General features: G+C 71.0%; 21 protein-coding genes. 13 read left to right on the plus strand and 8 right to left on the minus strand.

Annotation, left to right across the window (positions count from 1 at the left end; all coding sequences use genetic code 11):
• Positions 1–5 precede the first annotated feature (5 nt).
• The gene (locus tag BLW84_RS17230) at positions 6–1613 is read right to left on the minus strand and encodes an AMP-binding protein (protein WP_245761206.1); all 1608 of its coding nucleotides are present in this window, start codon (positions 1611–1613) and stop codon (positions 6–8) included.
• A 189-nt stretch (positions 1614–1802) separates the two neighbouring features.
• Here BLW84_RS17230 and BLW84_RS17235 point away from each other — a divergent pair, with 189 nt between their 5' ends.
• The 5 genes from BLW84_RS17235 to BLW84_RS17250 all read left to right on the plus strand — a co-directional run bounded on the left by BLW84_RS17235 (position 1803) and on the right by BLW84_RS17250 (position 6342).
• On the plus strand, positions 1803–2441 hold the full coding sequence (locus BLW84_RS17235; RefSeq protein ID WP_093266527.1) for a TetR/AcrR family transcriptional regulator: 639 nt from the start codon (positions 1803–1805) through the stop codon (positions 2439–2441).
• A 232-nt stretch (positions 2442–2673) separates the two neighbouring features.
• Positions 2674–2859 (plus strand): hypothetical protein, encoded by a 186-nt coding sequence (locus BLW84_RS46250; protein ID WP_143060982.1) that lies wholly within the window; start codon positions 2674–2676, stop codon positions 2857–2859.
• Positions 2860–3036: 177 nt separating this feature from the next.
• Positions 3037–3777 carry an SDR family NAD(P)-dependent oxidoreductase gene (locus BLW84_RS17240; RefSeq protein WP_093266639.1) on the plus strand — a complete coding sequence of 247 codons (741 nt, stop codon included), beginning with the start codon at positions 3037–3039 and terminating at the stop codon, positions 3775–3777.
• A 10-nt stretch (positions 3778–3787) separates the two neighbouring features.
• A complete protein-coding gene (locus BLW84_RS17245; RefSeq protein ID WP_245761207.1) occupies positions 3788–4732 on the plus strand; it encodes an alpha/beta hydrolase in 945 nt (314 codons plus the stop codon).
• Positions 4729–6342 (plus strand): flavin-containing monooxygenase, encoded by a 1614-nt coding sequence (locus BLW84_RS17250; protein ID WP_245761208.1) that lies wholly within the window; start codon positions 4729–4731, stop codon positions 6340–6342. The genes BLW84_RS17245 and BLW84_RS17250 overlap by 4 nt, the downstream gene beginning before the upstream one ends.
• 436 nt (positions 6343–6778) lie before the next feature.
• On the opposite strand, the gene BLW84_RS17255 is transcribed toward BLW84_RS17250, so the two are convergent.
• From BLW84_RS17255 to BLW84_RS17265, 3 genes are read right to left on the minus strand one after another with little or no spacing between them, the layout of a single operon-like run.
• Positions 6779–7750: an acyl-CoA dehydrogenase family protein gene (locus BLW84_RS17255; RefSeq protein WP_093266529.1), complete on the minus strand. Its 972-nt coding sequence runs from the start codon at positions 7748–7750 to the stop codon at positions 6779–6781.
• A complete protein-coding gene (locus tag BLW84_RS17260; protein WP_093266531.1) occupies positions 7747–8916 on the minus strand; it encodes an acyl-CoA dehydrogenase family protein in 1170 nt (389 codons plus the stop codon). Before BLW84_RS17260 ends, BLW84_RS17255 begins: the two co-directional genes overlap by 4 nt.
• The gene (locus BLW84_RS17265; RefSeq protein WP_093266532.1) at positions 8913–9782 is read right to left on the minus strand and encodes an enoyl-CoA hydratase; all 870 of its coding nucleotides are present in this window, start codon (positions 9780–9782) and stop codon (positions 8913–8915) included. The genes BLW84_RS17260 and BLW84_RS17265 overlap by 4 nt, the downstream gene beginning before the upstream one ends.
• 114 nt (positions 9783–9896) lie before the next feature.
• Here BLW84_RS17265 and BLW84_RS17270 point away from each other — a divergent pair, with 114 nt between their 5' ends.
• From BLW84_RS17270 to BLW84_RS17295, 6 genes are all read left to right on the plus strand, one after another.
• Positions 9897–10700 (plus strand): SDR family oxidoreductase, encoded by an 804-nt coding sequence (locus tag BLW84_RS17270; protein WP_093266534.1) that lies wholly within the window; start codon positions 9897–9899, stop codon positions 10698–10700.
• A gap of 286 nt (positions 10701–10986) precedes the next feature.
• Positions 10987–12138, plus strand: coding sequence for an acetyl-CoA C-acetyltransferase (locus tag BLW84_RS17275; protein ID WP_093266536.1), 1152 nt, complete (start codon positions 10987–10989; stop codon positions 12136–12138).
• A gap of 621 nt (positions 12139–12759) precedes the next feature.
• Complete coding sequence (locus BLW84_RS17280) at positions 12760–13653, plus strand: SDR family oxidoreductase (protein WP_093266537.1); 894 nt, start codon at positions 12760–12762, stop codon at positions 13651–13653.
• Between the two features lie 2 nt (positions 13654–13655).
• Positions 13656–14813 (plus strand): acyl-CoA dehydrogenase family protein, encoded by a 1158-nt coding sequence (locus BLW84_RS17285; RefSeq protein WP_093266539.1) that lies wholly within the window; start codon positions 13656–13658, stop codon positions 14811–14813.
• Positions 14814–14826: 13 nt separating this feature from the next.
• Positions 14827–15927 carry an acyl-CoA dehydrogenase family protein gene (locus BLW84_RS17290; RefSeq protein ID WP_093266540.1) on the plus strand — a complete coding sequence of 367 codons (1101 nt, stop codon included), beginning with the start codon at positions 14827–14829 and terminating at the stop codon, positions 15925–15927.
• Between the two features lie 74 nt (positions 15928–16001).
• The gene (locus BLW84_RS17295) at positions 16002–16814 is read left to right on the plus strand and encodes a 2-keto-4-pentenoate hydratase (protein ID WP_093266542.1); all 813 of its coding nucleotides are present in this window, start codon (positions 16002–16004) and stop codon (positions 16812–16814) included.
• A gap of 101 nt (positions 16815–16915) precedes the next feature.
• On the opposite strand, the gene BLW84_RS17300 is transcribed toward BLW84_RS17295, so the two are convergent.
• The 3 genes from BLW84_RS17300 to BLW84_RS48390 form a co-directional block, all read right to left on the minus strand.
• Positions 16916–17518 carry a TetR/AcrR family transcriptional regulator gene (locus BLW84_RS17300; RefSeq protein ID WP_093266543.1) on the minus strand — a complete coding sequence of 201 codons (603 nt, stop codon included), beginning with the start codon at positions 17516–17518 and terminating at the stop codon, positions 16916–16918.
• A gap of 337 nt (positions 17519–17855) precedes the next feature.
• A complete protein-coding gene (locus BLW84_RS17305; RefSeq protein ID WP_218157353.1) occupies positions 17856–18731 on the minus strand; it encodes an IclR family transcriptional regulator in 876 nt (291 codons plus the stop codon).
• 36 nt (positions 18732–18767) lie between these two features.
• A complete protein-coding gene (locus BLW84_RS48390; protein ID WP_218157354.1) occupies positions 18768–19004 on the minus strand; it encodes a hypothetical protein in 237 nt (78 codons plus the stop codon).
• Between the two features lie 394 nt (positions 19005–19398).
• Here BLW84_RS48390 and BLW84_RS17315 point away from each other — a divergent pair, with 394 nt between their 5' ends.
• Together BLW84_RS17315 and BLW84_RS17320 are read left to right on the plus strand one after the other, a co-directional pair.
• The gene (locus tag BLW84_RS17315) at positions 19399–20256 is read left to right on the plus strand and encodes an SDR family NAD(P)-dependent oxidoreductase (RefSeq protein ID WP_218157355.1); all 858 of its coding nucleotides are present in this window, start codon (positions 19399–19401) and stop codon (positions 20254–20256) included.
• Between the two features lie 108 nt (positions 20257–20364).
• Entirely contained in the window at positions 20365–22086 is a 1722-nt protein-coding gene (locus tag BLW84_RS17320; RefSeq protein WP_093266549.1) for a 3-ketosteroid-delta-1-dehydrogenase, read from the plus strand.
• A 143-nt stretch (positions 22087–22229) separates the two neighbouring features.
• Here BLW84_RS17320 and BLW84_RS17325 read toward each other — a convergent pair whose 3' ends face one another.
• Positions 22230–23066 carry an SDR family NAD(P)-dependent oxidoreductase gene (locus BLW84_RS17325; RefSeq protein ID WP_093266551.1) on the minus strand — a complete coding sequence of 279 codons (837 nt, stop codon included), beginning with the start codon at positions 23064–23066 and terminating at the stop codon, positions 22230–22232.
• Positions 23067–23213 lie beyond the last annotated feature (147 nt).

Genomic DNA, 23213 nt, shown 5'->3' on the forward strand with positions numbered 1-23213 from the left:
GGGCGTCACGCTTCCTTCGCCGCGGGGCGCAGCTTGGTCTTGAGGATCTTGCCGCTCGCGTTCTTCGGCAGCTCGTCCTGGACGACGATCTGCCTCGGCACCTTGAAGTTCGCGAGCCGCGCCCGGCAGTACTCGATCAGCTCGTCCTCCGTCGGCCTGCTCCCGCCGCGCGGCACCACGAACGCGAGGGCGACCGAGCCCATCCGCTGGTCGGGCTTCGCCACGACGGCCGACTCCGACACCTGCGGGTGCGTGGCGAGGACGTTCTCCACCTCGGCCGGGTAGACGTTGAACCCGCCGACGGTGAACATGTCCTTGATCCGGTCGGTGACCTGCAGGCATCCGTGCTCGTCGAGGCGGCCCACGTCGCCGGTGCGGAGCCACCCTTCGGCGTCGATGGCCTCGGCGGTGGACTTCTCGTCCTCGAAGTAGCCGAGCATGACGTTGCGGCCGCGGATCAGGATCTCGCCCTCTTCGCCGGCGGGCACGTCGTCGCCAGCGGGGTCCGTGATGCGGATCTCCATCCCGTCGACGGGCGGGCCGGTCGTCTCCGCGATGTGCGCCGGGTCGTCGTCCGGGAGGGACTGGGTCACCACGACCGCCTCGGTCAGGCCGTAGGCCTGGCTCGCGGACGTGAAGCCCAGCTCGTCGCGCATCCGCTGGAACAGCGACTTCGGCACCGTCGCGGCCCCGGCGACGGAGAACCGCAGCGACGAGAGGTCGTACTCCGCCAGCCGGGGGTGGTTGAGCAGGGACGTGAACAGGGTCGGCGCGCCGGGCAGCACCGAGATCCGCTCCGCCTGGATGAGTTCGAGCAGCTCGTCGGCCTGGAAGGTGGCGACCGGGTAGATCGTGCTCCCCGCGGTGATCGCGGTGATCATGCCGGCCTTGTAGCCGAAGCCGTGGAAGAACGGGTTGACGATGGCGTAGCGGTCGGCCGGGCTCAGCTCAGCCCGCTCGGCCCAGACCCGCGCGACGTCGATCGTCTGCCGGTGCGCCGTGAGCACGCCCTTGGGGATGCCCGTGGTGCCCGAGGTGAACATGATGTCGCAGATGTCGTCGGGCGTCACCGCCGCGACCATCGCCTCGAACCGGTCGTCGTCCACCGAGCGGCCGCCGGAGATGAAGTCCGGCCAGCTGAGCGCGCCGTCGGTGGGCTGCCCGCCCAGGTCCACCACGGTGTGCAGGTGGGGCAGCCCGGGAACGGGGCCGTCACCGGCCTGACCAGGGGATTCCGCGGCGGCGGTGCGGAGCATCTCGAGGTAGTCGATGTCGAGGAAGCCGTTGGCGAGGACGAGCGTCGAGGCGCGGGAGCGGGCCAGGACGGTCACCGCTTCGTGGCCCCGGTAGCGGGTGTTGAGCGGGACTGCGATGGCTCCGATGGACTCCGCGCCCAGGAGCGCGAGGATGAACTCCAGCCGGTTCGGCGCCCAGATGGCCGCGCGGTCGCCCCGGCGCAGGCCGCGCGCCACGTACGCGCGCGCCGTCTCGGCCACGAGTTCGGCCAGCTGTTCGTAGGTGACCCGGATGTCCCCGTCGACGACGGCCAGTTGGTCGGGGTTCCGCCGCGCGGCCTCCGCGACGAGGAGCGGGATCGTCATCGGGGTGTTCACCGTGCACGCTCTCCTTTGAGTCGACCAAATGCTTGCTAGGTGATCCTAGCGGCGGGTGCGCCCGCAGACCAGGCCTTGCGCGGCGCGGGACCGGCGTGCCGCGGCGGATGCGCGGGTGCGGCTGTGGCAGACTGTTGGCCAAACGCTTGTTGTTGTGGGGGATTCGCGGTCTGCGGGAAGGAAGGCGAGATGGCGACGAGGACCCGGCCGGGGTCGGCCAAGCGCGGTGCGGCCTCGGCAGGAGGCGGCAGCGGCTCCGATCGGCGGAGCCAGCTGCTGAGCATCGCCGCGACGCTGTTCGCCACTAGAGGGTACGCCGAGACCACTGTCCGGGACATCGCGGACGAGGCGGGCATCCTCTCGGGCAGCCTCTACCACCACTTCAGCTCGAAGGAGGCGATGCTCGACGAGATCCTGCGGGACTTCCTGTCCGCCCTGCGTGAGCGGTTCCGCAAGATCGAGGAGGACAGCGACGACCCCCGCGCGGCGCTCGACGAGCTGATCGTCGCGTCCTTCGAGGCCATCTCCGCGACCCCGCACGCGGTCGCGCTCTACCAGACCCAGGTGGTGGCGCTCGCCCGCCAGCCCGGCTTCGAGTACGTCGGCGAGTACAGCCGGGAGATCGAGAAGATCTGGCTGCGGCTGCTGGTCGCCGGGCAGAAGGCCGGGATCTTCCGCGCCGACGTCGACATGAACATCACCTACCGGTTCATCCGCGACACCGTGTGGTCGTCCGTGCGCTGGTACCGCCCTCGCGGCAAGTACAAGCCGGAGGCCATCGCCAAGCAGTACCTCCACGTCCTCTACGGCGGCCTCCTCTCTAGCTAGGCCCGCACTCGTAGCTGCAGTTGCCCGCGGGGCTGACGGTCTCCCAGTCAGCCCCGCGGTTCTGCGTTGGTGGACGGCCCGGTGTCGGTGGCACCGGCGCCTGGGCTGAAGTAAGTGTTCTCGCCGACCTGATCTGGTCGTGCCCGGCGCGGGGATTCCACGCGCTCGTCGAGCAGGAACTCCTCCCTCGTCCGCCTTGGACGCCTGCCTAATCAAGCAAGCAATTGCTAGGTTGATTGATCCAGGAGGTGGTCGACCACGGCTACGGCACGGGGCGACCCGGGCCGGCACTCCGCTGGGTCGGCTGGCCGACCCGGACGAGCAGGCCGGCGCCATCGAGTTCCTGCTCCTGGACTCTCCCTTCGTCACCGGCGTCTGCCTGCCGGTCGACGGCGGTCGGACGGCAGTGGGGAAGTGAGGCGGAGCCGGTTGCCGGGTCTGCGGCTTCCGGGCGATTCGCGCCGCGCTGGATCGAGTCCGCTCCGGGTCGTCGATGTCGTGGATTGGTCGCACAGCCTCGCTCCGCTTTCCGGAAAGGTGTATGGTCCACCGCACCAAGCGCTTGCTCGGTGATCTGGCACGAGGGATGTGGGATGTGACGGAGCAGCTGGTGGACTTGCGGGACAAGGTCGTCTTCATCACCGGTGCCGCTCAAGGACAGGGCGCCGTGCACGCCAGGACGCTCGCGAGGCTCGGGGCCGACGTGGTGCTCGCCGACCTGGACCAGGGCGCGGTCGCTGCGGTCGCTGCGGAGCTCGACGTGAAGACCCTCGCCCTGGAACTGGACGTGCGGAGCAAGAGCGCGTGGGCCGAGGCGATGCGGCGCGCTCGGGCCGAGTTCGGCCGGGTCGACGTGCTCGTCAACAACGCGGGGTTCTACGGCTTGGCCCCGCTGGCGGCGCTCGAGGAGGACCACCTCGCGCGGGCGCTGGACGTCAACCTGGTCGGCCCGATCCTCGGGATGCAGGCCGTGCTCCCGCTGATGCGCGACCGGGGCGGCTCGATCATCAACGTCGCCTCGACCGCGGGGCTCACGGGGTTCGCCGGTGGGATCGGGTACGGCGCCTCGAAGTGGGGCCTGCGCGGGGCGAGCAAGTCGGCGGCCAAGGAGCTCGGCGAGTTCGGGATCCGGGTCAACTGCATCTGCCCCGGCGCGATCGACACCGCGATGATCTCGGAGGAGACCAGGGCGGGCGGCGGCGCGGTGGCGAACCAGCCGATCCCGCGGGCCGGTGCGCCCGCGGAGGTGTCCGCGCTCGTGGCGTTCCTCGCCGGTGACGCGAGCAGCTACTGCACCGGGCAGGACTTCGTGATCGACGGCGGCCAGACGATCTGAGGAGGAGAACGTGTTCGACGCAGAGGTCGCGGCGGTCATCCGGTCGCTCGACGCGGGATTCCCGAAGGTCGAGGAGATGACGGGACCGGAGGCGCGGGCGGCGATCGCGGCGCGGCGGCAACCGGTGGGCAATCGGGATGATGTGGCGCGCACCGAGGACCGCGAGATCCCCGGGCCCGGCGGTGGCGTGCCCGTCCGCCTGTACTTCCCGCACCAGCGAGGTGACAGACCGTTGCCGGTCGTCGTCTTCTGCCACGGCGGCGGGTTCGTGTTCTGCGACATCGAGTCGCACGACGCGTTCTGCCGCGAGCTGTCGGGGCGGACGTCGTCGGTGGTGGTCTCGGTGGACTACCGGCTCGCGCCCGAGCACAAGGCGCCCGCCGCCGCCCTCGACGCCTACGCCGCGCTGACCTGGGCCGCCGAGAACGCCAGTGCGCTCGGCGGAGACCCGGGCCGGCTGCTGATCGCCGGCGACAGCGCGGGCGGGAACCTCGCCGCCGCCGCCTGCCTGATGGCCAGGGACAACGGCGGGCCCGCGGTGGCCGGGCAAGTGCTGATCTACCCCGTGCTCGACCCGTCGTGCGACACCGGCAGCTACCGCGAGTACGGCACCGGTTACGGGAACACCAGGGCCGCCATGGAGTGGTACTGGCGCCAGTACCTGCCGGCGGACGGCGTGGCCGGGCCCCGGCACCAGGTCGTCCCGCCCGCCGCGGACACCTTGCGCGGCCTGCCGCCCGCCGTCGTCGTCACCGCGGGCCTGGACCCGCTGTCCGACGAGGGAGGGGCGTATGCGGCCGCGCTCGCCCGGGACGGAGTTCCGGTGACGCACCGGCACTATCCGGGCCTGTTCCACGGGTTCCTGACCATCATGTCCCTGCAGGCCGGCCGGTCGGCCCGCGATCTGCTGTGGCACGACCTGTGCGCAGCCACGAAGCAAGGAGCAACGTCTTGACCATCGGAGCTCACAGCGCGGTGCGCGACGTCCTGGTCGTCGGCGCCGGATTCGCCGGTCTGTACGCCGTGCACGCGTTCCGGCGAGCCGGACTCGACGTGATCTGCCTCGAAGCAGGCGAGGACGTCGGCGGCACGTGGTTCTTCAACCGCTATCCCGGCGCCCGCTGCGACGTGGAGAGCATCGACTACTCGTACTCGTTCGACGAGGACCTGCAGCGCGACTGGGTGTGGAGCGAGCGCTACGCGACCCAGCCGGAGATCCTCTCCTACATCCACCACGTCGCGGACCGGTTCGACCTGCGCCGGCACATCGAGCTGGACAAGCGGGTCGTGGCCGCGAACTTCGACGAGCACGCGTCGCGGTGGGAGGTGCGCACCGAGGACGGCGACGAGTACGCCGCGCGGTACGTCCTGTTCGCCACCGGTTCGCTGTCGGCCCTGAACAAGCCGGACATCCCCGGCGCCGACACCTTCGCCGGCGAGACCTACTTCACCGCGCGCTGGCCGGAGCCCGGCCCGTCGCTGCGGGGCAAGCGCGTCGGCATCATCGGCACGGGCTCGTCGTCGGTCCAGTCGGTGCCGATCCTCGCCGGCGAGGCCGACTCGCTCACCGTGTTCCAGCGCACGCCGAACTACAGCGTGCCCGCGCTGAATCGGCAGCTCACCGACGCCGACCAGCGCCGCATCCGCGAGGAATACCCGGCGCGGCGGACGAAGGCCCGCATGAGCGGCGGCGGTTCGCCGCACCAGGCGCACCCGAAGCGCGCGGCGGAATGCACCCCGGAAGAGCGCGAGGCCGCGCTGGAGGCCGGGTGGCGCAACGGCGGTGTGCTGTACGGCAAGACCTTCCCCGACCAGTTCACCGACATCGAGGCGAACGACTTCGCGCGCGAGTTCGCGGAGCGGAAGATCCGGCAGATCGTCGCGGACCCGCGCACCGCCGAGGACCTGATCCCGACCGACCACCCCATCGGGACCAAGCGGATCTGCACCGACTCCGGGTACTTCGAGACGTTCAACCTGGACAAGGTCGAGCTGGTCAACCTGCGCCGGGAACCGATCACGCGGATCACCGCCGCCGGCATCGAGACCAGCGCCGGGCTCCGCGAACTGGACGTGCTGGTCTACGCCACCGGTTTCGATGCGATGACCGGTGCGCTCACCCGGATCGACATCACCGGCCCGCGTGGCGACCGGATCAAGGACGCGTGGGCCGAGGGGCCGGTCACCTACCTCGGCGTGCAGATCCCCGGCTTCCCCAACCTGTTCACCGTCAACGGCCCCGGCGCGCCGTCGGTGCTGTCCAACATGGTGCTGACCGCGGAGCAGCAGGTCGACTGGCTGGCCGAGCTGGTCCGGCACGCCGACGAGACCGGCGCCGCCCAGGTGGAAGTGCGCGACGATGCCGCGGTGAAGTGGACCGATCACGTCCAGCAAGCCGCGGACGCCACGCTGTTCCCGCGGGCCAACTCCTGGTACCTCGGGGCGAACATCGAGGGCAAGCCGCGCCGGTTCATGCCCTACGTGGCAGGGCTGGGCGCCTACCGCGAGCGCTGCGAGGCGATCAAGGCCGACGGCTACGAGGGATTCGTGTTCACGGCTCGCTGATGGTGGTGCGGCGGGGTACGCCCCGCCGCACCACTAGCATCCAGTCGAGGTATTGCGTTGCGCTGAAAGGCTTTTCAACGCGCTTCTGGTCGGTCGCATCTCAGATGTTGACGAACGTTCGATGGCCGTGCTGGAAGATCGGCACGTGGAAGTGATGGAGACCGTCGGTTCAATCGAAACTGCGGACGTTGTCGACAGTCTTCGGCGTGTCGTGGCCCGGCACACCGACCGACCGCGATTTCCATTGAAATTGCGGGTCTGGAAGGCCGGCAGGGCCCGTCTTCCTGGTGGTTCCAGCCTGCACGGTCTGTGGGGGCTCGCAACCCGGCTGCGGATGCCGTCTCAGTGGACGATTTCGTCTTGCTGAACGGGTTTTCGCGCCGCAATGCGAATCGGTGCTCGCCGCTGCTGTCGCGGCGAGCACCGATTTTTCGCGTCAGGACGCCGTGATCGCCGCGAGGACGCGGGCGCGGTGGGTCGACGTGGTGCCCCAGGCCGCGATCAGAGCGCGCACCTTCGTGATCCACAGGCCGAGATCGTGCTCCAGCGTGTAGCCGATCGCGCCGTGCACCTGCAGCGCCGTGCGGGAAGCGAGGTAGGCCGCGTCGGAGGCGGCGATCTTGGCCGCCGACACGTCCCGCGCGGCATCCGCCGACCCCACCGACAGCGCCGCGCCGTGCAGCAACGGCCGGGCGAAGTCGAGCGCCACGCGGACATCGGCGAGCGCGTGCTTGAGGGCCTGGAACTCGCCGATCGCCCGGCCGAACTGACGCCGGTTCTTGGCGTACTCCACGGCCTCCTCGAGCAGGCGCTCACCGGCGCCGAGCAGCTGGGCGGAGCAGGCGAGCGCGGCCGCGTCGAGCGCGGCGGCGGCCACGCCGGTCGGCAGCGTGGCGAGCCGGTCCTTCGCGGTCACCTCGAAGAGCCTGCGGGTGTTGTCCACGGAACGCCGCAGCGATCCCGCCTCCGCGAGGTGCAGCTCGTCGCCCTCGACCAGCAGGACGCGGTCGGCGACATCGGCGTCGAGCGCGAACGGCGTGGTGGGCGGCGCGGCGAGCGTCACCACCCGGCTTCCGGCGGCCAGCTCCGCGAGCGATTCCGGGTCGGCCGCCTGCAGCAGTGCGGGCGCGACGACGACGGACTCGACGTACGGCCCGGGCACGAGGTGGCGGCCGAGCTGCTCGAACGCGACGACCACGTCGATCGGCGCCGCCCCGAGCCCGCCTGCGTCCTCCGGCACGCACAGGGCGTGCACGCCGAGATCGGCCAGGCGCTGCCAGATCTTCCGCCCGGCCGCCGCATCGCCCTCGCCCCACGCGCGGGCCGCGTCCGGCGCCCCCGCGGTGCCGAGGAAGTCGTCCAGCGACCGGGAGAAGGCGAGCTGTTCGTCGTTCAACTCGAACCTCATCGGGCTCGGCCTCCCTTCGGCAGGCCGAGCAAGCGCTCGGCCACGATGTTGCGCTGGATCTCGTTCGTCCCCGCGTAGATCGGCCCCGACAGCGAGAACAGATAGCCGTCCAGCCACGCGCCGTCGGCCGCCGCGTCCGGGCCGCGCAGCTCGGACTCCGGCCCGAGGAGATCCAGCGCGGTCTCGTGCAGCGCGACGTCGAGCTGGGACCAGAACAGCTTGTTCACGCTGCCGTGCGCGCCGATGTCGCCACCGCCGGATAGCCGCGTGACCGTGCCCCACGTGTAGAGCCGGTAGGCCTGCGCCGCGATCCACGAGTCGACCACGCGGTCGCGCAGGTGCGGCTGGTCCGCGCCGCGTTCGCGCCACAGCGCCACCAGCCGGTCGGCCGCCGCGCAGAACCGGCCCGGCGAGCGCAGCGACAGGCCGCGCTCGTTGCCTGCGGTGCTCATGGCCACCCGCCAGCCGTCGCCCGGCGCGCCGAGCACGTCGGCGTCGGGCACGAACACGTCGTCGAAGAAGATCTCCGCGAAGCCGGGGTGCCCGTCGAGCTGGGGGATCGGCCGGATCGTGATGCCGTCGGCGTTCAGCGGGAACAGGAAGTAGGTCAGCCCGCGGTGCCGCTCGGCGTCCGGGTCCGAGCGGAACAGGCCGAACCCGCGGTCGGCGTAGGGCGCCCGCGAGCTCCACGTCTTCTGCCCGTTGAGCACCCAGCCGCCGCGTGCCTCGTCGCGCGCGGCCGTGCTGCGGATCGACGCTAGGTCGCTGCCGGCCTCGGGCTCCGACCATGCCTGGGCCCAGATCTCGGTGCCGTTGGCCATCGACGGCAGGTACCGGTCCCGCTGTTCCTGCGTGCCGTGCCCGAAGATGATCGGGGCGAGCAGCGAGATCCCGTTCTGCGCGACGCGCACCGGCGCGCCGCTGCGGTAGTACTCCTCCTCGAACAGGACCCACTCGATCATCGAGGCATCCCGGCCGAAGTACTCCGCCGGCCACGAGACGACCGACCAGCGGGCCTCGGCGAGGGTGGCCTCCCATTCGCGCCGGGCCGCGAACCCCTCGGCGGAATCCAGTGGCGGCAGCGGCTTCGCCGGGACGTTGTCGTGCAGCCAGGCCCGGGCTTCGTCGCGGAAGGCCAGCTCCTGCTCGGTGAAGTCGATGTTCATGCGTCCTTGTCTTTCCGCTCGGCCGCGTCGCGCATCTTGCGCGCGTCCATCCCGGCCAGGGAGTCGCCGCCGACCTCCGCGTTATGTGCGTGCGCGGCGTGGTGCAGGCCGAACACCGAGTCCATGCCGGCCCGCATGCCCTGCAGGTCCTCCGCCTGGTTGATCGCCTTCTTGGTCAGGGCGAGCCCGAAGCCCGGCATCGCGCCGATGCGCCCGGCGAGGTCGAGGGTGAAGGATTCCAGCTCGGCCCGCTCCACGACGTGGTTGACCATGCCCAGCTCGTGCGCGCGCTGCGCGGGCATGCGGTCGCCGGTGTAGAGGAACTCCTTGGCGGCACGCGGGTTCATGACCCACGGGTGGGCGAAGTACTCGACGCCCGGGATGCCCATCTTCACCACCGGGTCGGCGAAGAACGCGTCGTCGGAGGCGACGATGAAGTCGCACGACCAGGCGAGCATCAGCCCGCCGGCCACGCACGCGCCGTGCACCATCGCGATCATCGGCTTCGGGATCTCCCGCCACCGGCGGCACATGCCGAGGTAGACCTCCGACTCGCGTGCGAAGCGGCGGTCCACGCCTTCCCGGCCGGTGTGGTCCCACCAGATCACGGCCTTGCGGTCGAAGCTCTGGTCGGCGTCGCGCTCCGGCGTGCCGATGTCGTGCCCTGCGCAGAAGTGCTTGCCGTTGCCAGCCAGCACGATCACCTTGACCTCGTCGTCGTCCACGGCACGGCTGAACGCGGCGTCGAGCGCGTAGGTCATCTTCGAGTTCTGCGCGTTGCGGTACTCGGGCCGGTTCAGGGTCACGAGGGCGACCGCGCCTCGGCGTTCGTAGGTGACCACCGAGTCGTCGCTGGTACTGGGCATGCTCCTTCACGTCCTTTCCCAAACAAGTGCTTGGTTTGCTACCCTACGGGAAATCGCCGGTCCTTGGCCAGGACCCGTGGTCATCCGCTCACAGCGATCGGTTTGGGAGCCGCAGTGACGTCGTCGAAGAAGGAACAGCCCACGCCGGACTGCCCGCCGGCCCACCGCCTCCTCGAAGGCAGGACCGTCGTGGTCACCGCCGCCGCGGGGGCCGGGATCGGGGCCGCCGCCGCCCACCGGTGCCTCGAAGAGGGCGCCAAGGCCGTCGTCATCGGCGACACGCACGAGCGGCGCCTCGCCGAGGCGGAGAAGGCGCTGGGCGAGGAGTTCGGTGGTGACCGGGTCGCCTCGGTCGTGTGCGACGTGACCGCCGAGGCGCAGATCGACGCGCTGTTCGACGCGACCGAGGCGTTCGGCGGCGCGGACGTGGTGATCAACAATGCCGGCCTCGGCGGCACGGCGTCCGTGCTGGAGATGACCGACGAGCAGTGGCACAAGGTCCTCGACGTGACGCTGACCGGTACCTTCCGCTGCGTGCGGGCGGCCGGCAAGCGCATGGTCGAAGCGGGCAAGAAGGGCGTCATCGTCAACAACGCCTCGGTGGTGGGCTGGCGCGCGCAGGAGGGCCAGGCCCACTACGCGGCGGCGAAGGCCGGCGTGATGGCGCTGACCCGATGCGCCGCGATGGATCTGGCGCCGCACGGCATCCGGGTCAACGCGGTCTCGCCCAGCCTGGCGATGCACCCGTTCCTGGCGAAGGTCACCAGCGACGAGCTGCTCGCCGAGCTCAAGGGCCGGGAGGCGTTCGGCCGTGCGGCCGAGCCGTGGGAGATCGCCAACGTGATGGTCTTCCTCGCCAGCGACTACGCCTCGTACCTCACCGGCGAGGTCCTGTCCGCCAGCAGCCAGCACGCGTGAGCGCCCGCCGCGGAACGCCCTTCCGGCATCGGTAGCGGGCGTTGAGCGGCATCGCCGCGTCGAGGACCAAGGGGTCGTTTCGGCGGGGGACATGGGCACGTGCGCGGCCTGGCCGCCAGGAACGCGGGGCGCCGGTTTCGCGCGAAACCGGCATTTCACGTGAGGGCGCGTGGCGGTTTCGCGCGAAACCGCCGTCCGGGCCCTTCGGGGCGAGCCTGAAGCGACCGCCAAGACCAGGCCGGGTTCGAAACCCGGCGTCAAGACACTTCGATCCGAGGAGAACTCCGTGACCGAGGCCTACATCGTCGACGCCGTCCGCACTCCCGTCGGGCGGCGCGGGGGAGCGCTCGCCGGGATGCACTCGGCGGACCTCGGCGCGCACGCCATCCGCGCGCTCGTGGATCGCACCGGGGTGGATCCCGGCGCGGTCGACGACGTCATCTTCGGCTGCTGCGACACGATCGGTTCCCAGGCCGGGGACCTCGCGCGGACCGCGTGGCTGGTGGCGGGCCTGCCCGACCACGTGCCGGGCGTGACCGTCGACCGGCAGTGCGGGTCGAGCCAGCAGGCGGTCCACTTCGCGGCGCAGGGCGTGCTCTCCGGCACCGCCGACCTCATCGTGGCGGGTGGGGTGCAGAACATGTCCGCCATCCCGATCTCGGCCGCGATGCTCGTCGGCCAGCAGTACGGCTTCAGCACGCCCTTTGCCGAGTCGCCCGGCTGGCTCAAGCGCTACGGCGACCAGGAGGTGTCGCAGTTCCGCTCGGCCGAGATGATCGCCGAGCACTGGAACATCTCGCGGGCCGACATGGAGGCCTACGCCTACGAGAGCCACCAGCGGGCCATCGCCGCGATCGACGGGGGCCGGTTCGCCGCGGAGATCGCACCGGTCGATGGCTTCGACACCGACGAGGGGCCCCGGCGCGACACCAGCCTGGAGAAGATGGCGGGCCTGCAGCCCGTCGCGGGCGGTGAGCGGATCACGGCGGCCGTCGCGTCGCAGATCAGCGACGCCTCGGCGGCGGTCCTGATCGCCTCGCCGCGCGCCGTCGAAGAGCACGGCCTGACCCCGCGTGCGCGCATCCACCACATCTCGGTGCGTGGCGCCGATCCGGTCTGGATGCTGACCGGCCCCATCCCGGCGACCAGGCACGCGCTGGAGCGGACCGGGATGACGATCGACGACTTCGACCTGTTCGAGGTCAACGAGGCGTTCGCGTCCGTGGTGCTGGCGTGGGCGAAGGAGACCGGCGCGGACCTGGCCAGGACGAACGTCAACGGCGGCGGGATCGCGCTCGGCCATCCGATCGGGGCGACGGGCGCCCGGTTGATGACGACGATGCTGCACGAGCTGGAGCGCCGCGGCGGGCGGTTCGCGTTGCAGACGATGTGCGAGGGCGGCGGCCAGGCCAACGTCACGATCATCGAACGCCTGTAGCACCTGTTCGAGGGCTCATTCTCCGCATCGGCGCATGTCTCCCGTGGGGATCGCCTGAGCCGCGGGCTCCCGCTCCCGGCGGCCCGCGGCCTTGTGCCGCCCGCGCTCGCTGGTTCGGCGACCGGTGGCCAGTCCTCCGCAGTTTCAATGAGGTTTTTCCGACCTCAGTTTGCGTGGCGGTGCGGGTGGCGGAACCTCAGAGGCTTCCTGGTCTGTGGGTGCCCCTCCTGATGTATGTCCAATACACGGCGGAGGGGCCGTCCTCGCCGAGGGAACCCCGAAGGGGTGGGCACCGTGAACCCGCGGCGGTGCAAGTGTCGTAGGTGGGCTATGCGCCTGCGGCGCATGCGACACCCCATCGACGTGCACCTTTGCGACCCGCGACTGCGGGCCGACCAGGATGAAAAACGCTCAATGGAAACTGCGGACCACTGGTGTGGCTGCCGGCTCGAACGGGACCGCCTGGAGCCGTAGCTGCGGTCGGTTTAGATCGAATCGATACCGGTGGGCGCCTTCTCGGTCGCCCGGCATCGCCGTGCGCGGGCCGTGGTGGGGCCTCGCCGGGAGCGTGATTGAACCAAGCGCTTGCTTGTTATCGGGATCGTGTGGTTATCTGGGCGCATGACGGAGCACGACGGGCCGACGGCCGGCATCTGCGCGGGACGGGTCGCCATCATCACCGGTGCGGGGCAGGGCCTCGGCCGGGCGCACGCCCTCGAATTCGCGCGCCACGGCGCCAAGGTCGTCCTCAACGACATGTCACCGTCCGTCGAGGACGTCGCCGCGGAGGTGCGGGCCGCGGGAGGCGAGGCGGTCGCGGTCGTGGCCGACATCGCCGACTGGACGGCCAGCAAGGGCGTGATCGACCTCGCCGTGAGCACGTTCGGCGGGCTCGACACCCTCGTCAACAACGCGGGCATCAACCGGGACCGGATGCTGGTCAACATGAGCGAGTCCGAGTGGGACCAGGTCATGACCGTCAACCTCAAGGGGCACTTCGCCCCGCTGCGCCACGCGGTCGCGTGGTGGCGGGACCAGGCCAAGGCGGGCAACCGGATCGCCGCCCGGGTGGTCAACACGTCGTCCGGGGCCGGGCTGATGGGCAGCGTCGGCCAGGGGAACTACGGCGCGAGCAAGGCCGGCATCGCCGCGCTGACCCAGGTCGCCGCGGTCGAGTTCGCCCGCTACGGCGTGGTCGTCAACGCCATCGCCCCGTCGGCGCGGACCCCGATGACGGAGGCGGTCTTCGCGGAGCGGATGGCCAAGCCCGCCGACGGCTTCGACGCGATGGATCCGGCGAACGTTTCCAGCCTCGTGGTGTGGTTGGGCAGCGACGAGGCCACCACGACCGGCCGGGTCTTCGAGATCGAAGGCGGCGAGGTCTCCCTCGCCGACGGGTGGCGGCACGGCCCGCCCGCGGTGAAGAACGGCCGGTGGGAGCCGCAGGAGCTGACGGCGGTCATCGCCGACCTGGTCGCGAAGGCCGAACCGCCGACACCCGTGTACGGGGCCTGACGATGAGCACCGGTGATGAGGAATTCCGCGCCGAAGTGCGTGAATGGCTGGCCGAAGAGCTGACCGGCGAGTTCGCCGACGTCGTCGGCCTCGGCGGTTCGGGCCGGGAGGACGAGGCGCTCGACCGCAGGCTGGCGTGGGAGCGCCGGCTCGGTTCGGGCGGCTGGATCGGCCTCGGCTGGCCCGTCGAGCACGGCGGCCGCGGTGCTTCCCTGGCGCAGCAGGTGATCTTCCACGAGGAGTACGCGAAGGCAGGCGGGCCGGGGCGGTTGCTGCACATGAGCGAGCAGCTCGTCGGTCCGACGATCCTCGCGTTCGGCTCCGACGAGCAGAAGCGGCGCTTCCTGCCCGGAATCCTGTCGGGAGAGGCGCTCTGGTGCCAGGGCTACTCCGAGCCTGGTGCGGGATCCGACCTCGCAGGCGTCCGCACGCGCGCGGTGCGCGAAGGGGACGAGTACGTCCTGAACGGGCAGAAGGTGTGGACCTCGCTCGCGCACGTTGCCGACTGGTGCTTTGTGCTCGCGCGCACCGACCCGGGGTCGAGCCGGCACGCGGGCCTCTCCTACCTGCTGGTCCCGATGGACCAGCCGGGCGTCGAGGTCCGGCCGATCCGGCAGATCACCGGCACCAGCGAGTTCAACGAGGTGTTCTTCGACAACGCCCGCACGCCGGTGGCCAACCGGGTCGGCGACGAGGGCGACGGCTGGCGGGTCGCGATGGGCACGCTCGGCTTCGAGCGCGGCGTCGCCACGCTCGGCCAGCAGATCGGCTTCCAGCGCGAACTCGACCACGTCGTCGAACTCGCCAGGGAAGGCGGCGCGCTGGCCGATCAGGAGCTGCGCGGGCGCATCGTGCAGTCGTGGATCGACCTGCGGGTGATGCGCTACACCGCGGTGTCGACGCTGCGATCGGCAGGCAGTTCGGTGTCCGGGTTCGAGGCGTCGCTGTCCAAGCTGCAGTGGGCGACCTGGCACCGGGACCTGGGCGAGCTGGCCGTCGACGTCGTCGGGCCGGCGGCGCTCACCGTCGACGAACCCTACGACCTCTCGCCCGAGCAGACGTCGTTCCTGTTCAGCCGGTCGGACACGATCTACGGCGGCTCGAACGAGATCCAGCGCAACATCATCGCCGAGCGCGTTCTCGGGCTGCCTCGCGGATGAAACGGAGTACGCGGTGAGCGAGAACGAAGACCTGCGCGACGAGATGCGCAAGGCGGTCGCCGACTTCCTCCGCGCCGAGTCGGACCGGCGGGCGGCGATGGACGGCGACCACGGCTACGACCGGGCGCTCTTCAGGCGCGGCGTAGCGGATCTGGGGCTCGGCGGGCTCCCGGTGCCGGAGCGGTTCGGCGGGCTGGGGCTCGGGTTCGCCGAGGCCGCTGTGGTGATCGAGGAATTCGGGCGCGCCGTCGCGCCGTCACCGGTGCCGGACACGCTGATCGCCGGGACCCTGCTGAGCGAGTCGGCCGACGCGGGAACGCCCGGCGAGCCCGGCGAGGCCTTGCTCGCGAGGCTCGCCGAGGAGCCGGTCGCGATCGCCGTGGCCGGCCTCACCGAGACCCCCGGTCGCGGCCCGGTCGTGGCCGACGGCGGAGGGCTGTCGGGCGTGGTCGGTGCGGTCCCGCACGGGGCGACGGCGGACGTGTTGCTGGTGATCAGCGGCGAAGGGGACGACGCCGCAGTCCATCTCGTGGACCCCGAGCAGCCGGGCGTGACCCGCACGCCGCGCCGGGCGCTGGACCACACGCGCCGGCTCGCGGACGTCGAGCTCACCGGTGCTCGCGCGGATCGACTGTCGCCCGAGGGCGATGACGGGGCCCTCGCACGCCGGCTGGTCGCCCTCGCCCGGATCGCGTTGGCCGCCGAGTCCGCCGCCGCAGCGCAGGCGTGCCTCGACGAGACCGTGGGCTACCTCAAGGTGCGGGAGCAGTTCGGGCGGGCGATCGGCTCGTTCCAGGCGCTCAAGCACCGGTGCGCCGATCTCGCGGTCGCGGTCCACGGCGCCGTCGCCACGGCGCAGTACGCGGTGCGGTTCGCCATCACCGGCGAGGCGACCGACGAGCTGGGCGACGACCTGCCGACCGTCGCCGCGGTGGCGAAGGTGGTCGGCGCGGACACCCTGATGCGGGTGGCCGCGGATTGCCTGCAACTGCACGGCGGCGTCGGGTTCACCTTCGAGCACGACCTGCACCTGTACTTCAAGCGGGGCAAGGCCAATCAGCTGCTCGCCGGGTCCGGCCCGGCGCTGCGGCGGCAGCTGGCGGCACGTCTGTGAACGGATCCCGGACAGCGGGACCGGCGCTGGGCCTGCGCGGCGAATCGCGCAAACGTAGCGGTGTGCTTGCATCGATGGCCGATTCCGGGAATTCCAACGATCTTTCGATCGCCGCTGCGGTCGACCGCCTCAGCAGGGCCGAGCGGACGGGAATCCCCACCGAGCCGGTGCGGGACGTTCTCGGCGACACCGACATCGCTCTCGCCTACGCGGTGCAGCGGGAGCTCGCACGGCGGCGTGAAGCCAGGGGAGCGGTGGCGGTGGGCAGGAAGATCGGGCTGACCTCGCCCGCCGTCCAGCGGCAGATGGGCGTCGAACAGCCCGACTTCGGAGTGCTCTTCGCCGACATGGACGTTTCGGGCCGGGCCGTGATCCCGTTCCACCGGCTGCTGCAGTCGAGGGTCGAGGCGGAGATCGCCTTCGTGCTGAAGGCGGACCTGGCCGACGGCGAGCTCGACGAGGCGCAGGTCCGCGCCGCGGTCGACTACGCCGTGCCGGCGCTGGAGATCGTCGACAGCCGGATCGCCGGCTGGGACATCGCGATCACCGACACGGTCGCGGACAACGCCTCCAGCGGGCTGTTCGTGCTGGCCGACCACCGGCTCACGCTCGACGAGTTCGAGCCGCGGGAGGCGGTGATGCGGCTGTACGCCGACGACGAGCTGGTCTCGGAGGGCGACGGGGCCGCGTGCCTCGGCGATCCGCTCGCCGCGCTCGCCTGGCTGGCCCGCACGGCGCTGTCCTTCGGCGATCCGTTGCGAGCCGGGCAGATCGTGCTCTCGGGCGCACTGGGCCCGCTGGTCCCGGTCGCACCGGGCACGCGGTTCCGCGCCGTCATCGATCCGCTCGGCGAGGTCGCCACCACGTTCTCCGGGGAAGAAGCATGACGGCTCCCTCGTTGCGGAAACCCGTTGCGGTTCCAGCGGTTCCGCCCGTGCTCGGCCGGTTCGCCCTCGTCGTGAGCGAACGGCCGAGCGCTGCCGATCGGCTACGCCAGGTATCGAGCGAGGAGCAGCCGGGCCGCCAGCCGCATGTCGGCCTCCGCCTGCTCGGCCGTCGTCTTGCGGCTGAGGCTGGAGACGAGCACTCCCCACCAGCTGAACACGAGCAGGCGGACGGTGCTCCGGTCTTCCTCGCTGGGCGCGGACTTCCCGAGCGTGCGGAGGATGGCGCGGGAGAGCGCCGAGTCGTTGTCCGGATACCCGCTCGGATCCGTGGTGTAGCTGGCGGCGGTGCTCTGCATCATCGCCGAGCACAGCCGGGGCCGGCTGAGCAGCTCACGGCTCAACACCACCAGGACCTCGCCGATGTCGGTGACGACGTCGGCGCCGCCGGTCGGCCACAGCTGCTCGACGAACTTGCCGAGCTGCGCCTCGAACACCGCGGTGAACAGGTGCGTCTTGGACGGGAAGTAGCGGTAGACCGTCCCGATCGCGACACCGGCGTCCTTGGCGACCTCGTGCATCTGCACGCGGTCGAAGTCCGCCGTGGCGCCGAGTTCCGCGGCGGCGTCGAGGATGCGATCGCGGCGCGCGACCTGGCCTTTCGACACCGGCGATGCGGGCGGCCGCACATCGGCGATTCTGGCCACTGTTCCCCCTGTTCTAGCCGCACGTCCGGATGTTCCGGATTCAGGATAGAGGCGCGTGGTTCGCGCGCCGGACGTCGGATCTGGTGGCTGGAGGCTGTGTTGAGTGTTGTGGTGTGAGGTGTGGTATCGCGGGGTTTTGTCTTTGAAGCGGCGCAGCCGCTTAGCCCACCCTCGCAGCTTGCACCGCTGCGGGTTCGCAGGGGGCTTCTCGCGAGGACAGCCCCGACGTGGTGAATTGGCATTCATGAGTCGGGGATCCCACAGCGAGAAGGCGACAGCAACTCCCGCAGGGGGCCGCTGCCCGCACCGCCACGCAGAGCGAGTTCGGAAACAGGTTCTAGAGCCAGTCGCCGCCGTCTCCGACCGTGAGGAAGCGGGTCATCGCCTCGCTCGACCACGTCTGCTGGGGAGCCGAAAGGTCGGGCCGCGACAGGACGGGCCCGGCGAAGAACTCGTTCGACACGGCGTGCGCAGCCTGCATGAGGAGGGGCGCGACCCGCTCCATGGGCGTGTGCACGTCGCCCACCAGGGAGATCGCCGCCGCGGGACCTTCCTGGCCGCGCAGCGCGATGCCGACGCAGCTGACGTGGGCGAAGCACTCTCCGCGTTCGAAGGCCAGGCCGCGACGGCGCCTGATGCGATCCAGTTCCTGGTGCAGGATGCCCAGATCGCCGATGCTGCGCGGGGTCCGGCGGACCGCGTCGGCGTACTCGGTGTCGATCCGTTCCGGGGGCAGCCAGGCGAGCATCGCCTTGCCCAGCGCCGTGCAGTGCGCCGGAGCCCGGCCGCCGACGCGCGAGGGCACGTCGACCGCGGACCGCCCGCCCACCTTGTCGAGGTAGTACACCTCGGTGCCGGAGAGGACCGCCAAGTGCACGACCAGCTTGGTGCGGATCGCCAGGTCGTGGAGCACTGGTGCCGCCGCGCTGCGGAGGGCGTTCTGCCCGATTTCGCGGCCGCCGAGCCCGAGCGCTCGTTTGCCGAGCCGGTATCCGGACGTCGTGTGGTCGAGCCATCGCAACCGCACCAGCTGGTCGAGGATGCGGTGGGCCGTCGAGCGGGGGAGCCGGGTCCGCCGGGTCACCTCCTCCAGGTTCCGACGGGTGTGCGGGTGCTCGAACAGGTCCAGGATCAGCGTCATCCGCTCCACCATGGACGGCGGTACGGGCTCCTCGACTGCCGACTCGGCATTCATCCTCAACGTTGAGGTCATGCCACACCTCCCGCGACCGGCAAAATGGAATTGATTCTAAAACAAGCTAGCAGCGACTCGGGTCGGCGAAAAGTGCCTGACCGATGACGGCGGCCATCCCGCCCGAATGATCCCGTCCGGGCGGGATGGCTGCCCGATCGACGTGTCAGCGCGCGGCTCGGGTGCCGGCCGGTACAGGTCGGCGAACCGGCTTTCCATCTCGTCGATCTTCAGCGCGAGCGGGCCGCCGCGCAGCACCTCCAGCACGGCGTTGATCTCCGCCTTGTCGTGCACGCTCCGTGTGTAGGTGACACGTGTGACCATGGAAACCTCCGGTTGTCGTGATGGGGCCGGGATCGGGCGGATCGCCGGACGTCGGCCGCGGCCCGTCGGCGCCGGTCGTCGTGGCGACCGCCCGCGAACTCTTCGGCCGCGATGGGCGGAGCGCAATGCTTGCACCAAGCGCTTGATTGGGATGTGCCGGGGTCGCATACTGGTGCGGAACCACGGGGTTGTCCACCGTCGCGAGGTGGTCCGGCGGTGAGTCGTCCTGGCGCCGCGGGGCCGTGATCGCGGCCCCGCGTCCATCGTGGACGAAGCGGCGCGGCGGATGCTGTTCCGGCGACCGCAGCCGGGGACGCGCCCGGTCTGCCGCGGTGCCCCGAACGATGCCGTTGGAGGGAGTTCCGTGCCCACTCAGCAGGAGGTGTTCGGCGGGGGTCTCGCCGTGGTGACCGGTGCCGGATCCGGGCTCGGTGCCGGATTGGCCCGGCACCTCGCCGGGAACCTCGGCATGACGGTGATCGCGGCGGACGTCGACGAGTCGGCCGTGCGCGCCATCGCCGCCGAAGAGCACGGCCGCGGTGGCCGCGTGGTCGCGCACGTCGTCGACGTACGGGATCCCGACGCGATGGTGCGGCTCGCCCGCCAGGTGCGGGACGAGTTCGGCCCGGTCCGGCTGCTGATCAACAACGCCGGGGTCGAGCAGGTCGGCTACCTGTGGGACGTCCCGCCGGAGCGCTGGAGGCGGGTCGTGGACATCAACATCAGCGGAGTCTTCCACGGGATCCGGGCATTCCTGCCCGCCATGATCGAAGACGAACAGCGCAGCCACGTGCTCGCGATCGCGTCGGTCGGTGCCGTCACGACGTTGCCCCTGCAAGCCCCGTACGTCATGAGCAAGCACGCCGTGCTGGGCATGGTCGAGTGCCTGCACCAGGAGATCGCCCAAGTCGGCGCCGATGTCTCCGTCGCGGCCGTGCTGCCGGGGCCGGTGGCGTCCAACATCTTCAGCGCCGCGGGCGGCGTCGAATCCGGTGACGTCGCGGCCGCCGAGGAACACCGGCAGGCCATGCTGGCCATGCTCGAACAGGCCATCAGCGCCGACGAAGCGGCGGCGACGATCGTGGAGCAGGCGGCGCAAGGCGAGTTCTACATCGTCACCCACCCCGAGACCGTGCACGCGGCCATGGCGGCGCGTGCCGATCAGCTCACCCACCGTCGCGCTCCAGCGCCTCACCGGAGCCGGTTCGGCCGGCGCGATTGATCGGTGGATCGAGCGCATCCTGTTGAGCGGGAGCAGCTCTTCACCGGCGGGGCGCAGCGGTGATGGGCTGCGGCATCGCAGTACCGGCACCAGAACTAGGAGACGCCGATGCCCACGAGCACACCGCCCGCTCCCGCACCTGCCCACGACACGACCGTCGATCTCGTCGTGGCCGGCTCCGGCACCGGGATGGCCGCGGCGCTCGCGGCGCGAGAAATGGGGCTCGACGTGCTCATCGTCGAGAAGACCGACTACGTCGGCGGGTCGACGGCCCTGTCCGGCGGTGCGTTCTGGATCCCGGCGAGCTCGCTGCTGGCGGCGGAGGGGGCGGTCGACTCGCTCGAGCGCGCCGAGCTCTACCTGCGCTCCGTCGTCCACGGCACCTCGCCGGACCAGCGCTGGGAGAACTTCCTGCGCCACGGCGACGAGACCGTCCGGATGCTGCAGCGAACCACGCCGATGCGCTTCATGTGGAGCAAGGGCTACTCCGACTACCACCCGGAGCTGCCCGGCGGCACCGCGGCCGGCCGCAGCTGCGAGTGCAAGCCGTTCGACCTCTCGGTCCTGGGCGCCGAGCGGGCCCGGCTGCGCCCCACGGGCCTGAAGTCCCCGGTGCCCATGCCGATCACCGGCTTCGACTACAAGTGGATGAACCTCATGACCCGGGTTCCGGGCCGCGCGGTGCCGCGCGTGGCGCAGCGGGTTTCCCAGGGCATCGGCGGAAAGCTGCTCGGCCGGGAGTACGTCGCGGGCGGTCAGGCGCTCGCGGCCGGCTTGTACGCCGGTGTCCTGCGGGCCGGGATTCCGGTGTGGACGCGGACCTCGGTGCAGCGGTTGACCACGGACGGCGACCGGGTGACCGGCGTGGTGCTGGAGCAGGACGGGCGTGAGGTGACGGTGCGGGCCCGGCGCGGTGTCGTGCTCGCGGCCGGCGGTTTCGACCACAACATCGCGCTGCGCCACGAGTTCCAGTCGGAGGCGCTCGAACCCGGCTGGAGCCTGGGGAACGAGGGGAACACCGGAGACGCCATCCGGATCGGGCAGGAGGCGGGAGCCGACCTCGACCTGATGGACCAGGCGTGGTGGTTCCCGGCTGTCGCGCCGTTGCCCGGCGCGGCGCCCCTGGTCCTGCTCGCCGAGCGGTCGTTGCCGGGGTCGCTGATCGTCGATCGGCACGGTCGCCGGTTCGTCAACGAGGCGACCGACTACATGAGCTTCGGCCAGCGGATCCTGGAGCGGGAGCGGGCCGGCGATGCCGTCGGATCCATGTGGATGGTGTTCGACCAGCGCTACCGCAACAGCTACGTGTACGCGGCCGGGCTGTTCCCGCGGATGGCGCTGCCGGAGAGCTGGTACGCCGCCGGTATCGCGCACCGGGCGGACGATCCCGCCGATCTGGCCCGCCGGACCGGGCTGCCGGTCGAAGGGCTCGTCGCATCCCTGCGCCGGTTCAACGAACTCGCGGCCGCCGGCGTCGACGACGACTTCGGCCGCGGCGCCAGCGCCTACGACCGCTACTACGGCGATCCGACCGTCGCGCCGAACCCGAACCTGCGCCCCCTGCAGGGGCAGCTGTACGCGGTGCGGATCGTCCTCGGCGACCTCGGCACCTGCGGCGGGCTGCGAGCCGACGGGCACGGACGGGTGCTGCGGTCGGACCGTTCCCCGATCGACGGGCTCTACGCGATCGGCAACACCGCCGCGAACGCGTTCGGCGCCACGTATCCGGGAGCCGGGGCGACCATCGGCCAGGGCCTCGTCTACGGCAACGTGGTGGCGCGGCACGCCGCCGGCAAGGAAGCTCCGGTTGCGCCTGCTTCCTCCAGCTGACGACGATGCCGACTTCGCGGGGCGGGGTTCTTCCGTGCTCGGCGAAGCATCCGCCAGCCCAGGGGAGCGGCGGACTCCTTCGAAAGCGGTGGAGTGAACGGCCTGTTCGCCTCGTCTATCGAGGCGAGCAGGCCGTTCACTCCTCACCGGCTAGCGAGGATGCACCGCTGCGCGAAACGAGGTCCCGATCGTCGTCTCGCTCGCACTCCGTCCGGCGCGCCGGGCAGCGTCGGGTAGTACGTTCCGGCCGACCAGCCGCCGTCGACCGCGAGCTCCACCCCGGACAGGTAGCTCGCCGCGTCGCTGGCCACGAACAGCGCCACCTGGGCGATCTCGTCCGGCTCGTCGATGCGCTGCAGCGGCACGTCGACGTAGTGCCGCTGCAGCTCCTCGTCGGACTCGTCGGCGGGATTTCCCATCGCGGTGTCCACCCCGCCGGGATGGATGGTGCACACGCGGATTCCGGACGGCCCCAGCTCGTACGCCAGCGACCGGGACAACCCGCGCACCGCCCACTTGCTGGCCGAATACGCGGCCAGGCCGCTGACGTCCCGGAGCCCGTCCACCGACGAGATGTTGACGACGACGCCCCGCCCCACCGCCTTCATCGTCGGCACCACCGCCTTGACGCCGAGCAGGACGCCGAGCACGTTGATGTCGAGCACCTGCTGGGCGTCCGCGACCGACAGCTCTTCGATCTCCGCCCAATGCAGGATTCCCGCGTTGTTGACGAGGATGTCGATGCCGCCGAACCGGTCGGCGGCCGCGGCGACCAACGCGCGCCAGTCCGCCTCGTCCCGGACGTCGATCTGCTGGAACATCGCCTGCGGACCGATCTCGTCCGCGACCTGCCTCCCCGCGTCGACGAGCACGTCACCGAGCACCACGGCCGCGCCTTCGGCGGCGAACAGCCGCGCGGTGGCGGCTCCCAAGCCCTGCGCGGCGCCGGTGATGGCGACCTTGCCATCGAGTCGTCCCATCGGCTTCCCTTTCACTGGCGGAATGGCCCGAATTGGGCGGGATCGCCGGTTCCTGCGCCACCCGAAACCACCAGGCTTCCAGCCTAGGCCGCCGAATGCGCGCCGATCTCCCGCTCATCGGGAATCCGCGCGCCGCGCCGGGCCCCG

It is taken from the genome of Saccharopolyspora shandongensis (assembly GCF_900106995.1).
Lineage (GTDB): Bacteria > Actinomycetota > Actinomycetes > Mycobacteriales > Pseudonocardiaceae > Saccharopolyspora > Saccharopolyspora shandongensis.

Coding starts and splice junctions, on each gene's coding strand:
- BLW84_RS17260 (WP_093266531.1), bottom strand. CDS start 8,916: ATGAACATCGACTTCACCGAGCAGGAGCTGGCCTTCCGCGACGAAGCC.
- BLW84_RS17295 (WP_093266542.1), top strand. CDS start 16,002: ATGGCCGATTCCGGGAATTCCAACGATCTTTCGATCGCCGCTGCGGTC.
- BLW84_RS17285 (WP_093266539.1), top strand. CDS start 13,656: ATGAGCACCGGTGATGAGGAATTCCGCGCCGAAGTGCGTGAATGGCTG.
- BLW84_RS17320 (WP_093266549.1), top strand. CDS start 20,365: ATGCCCACGAGCACACCGCCCGCTCCCGCACCTGCCCACGACACGACC.
- BLW84_RS17280 (WP_093266537.1), top strand. CDS start 12,760: ATGACGGAGCACGACGGGCCGACGGCCGGCATCTGCGCGGGACGGGTC.
- BLW84_RS17255 (WP_093266529.1), bottom strand. CDS start 7,750: ATGAGGTTCGAGTTGAACGACGAACAGCTCGCCTTCTCCCGGTCGCTG.
- BLW84_RS17235 (WP_093266527.1), top strand. CDS start 1,803: ATGGCGACGAGGACCCGGCCGGGGTCGGCCAAGCGCGGTGCGGCCTCG.
- BLW84_RS17305 (WP_218157353.1), bottom strand. CDS start 18,731: ATGACCTCAACGTTGAGGATGAATGCCGAGTCGGCAGTCGAGGAGCCC.
- BLW84_RS17265 (WP_093266532.1), bottom strand. CDS start 9,782: ATGCCCAGTACCAGCGACGACTCGGTGGTCACCTACGAACGCCGAGGC.
- BLW84_RS17325 (WP_093266551.1), bottom strand. CDS start 23,066: ATGGGACGACTCGATGGCAAGGTCGCCATCACCGGCGCCGCGCAGGGC.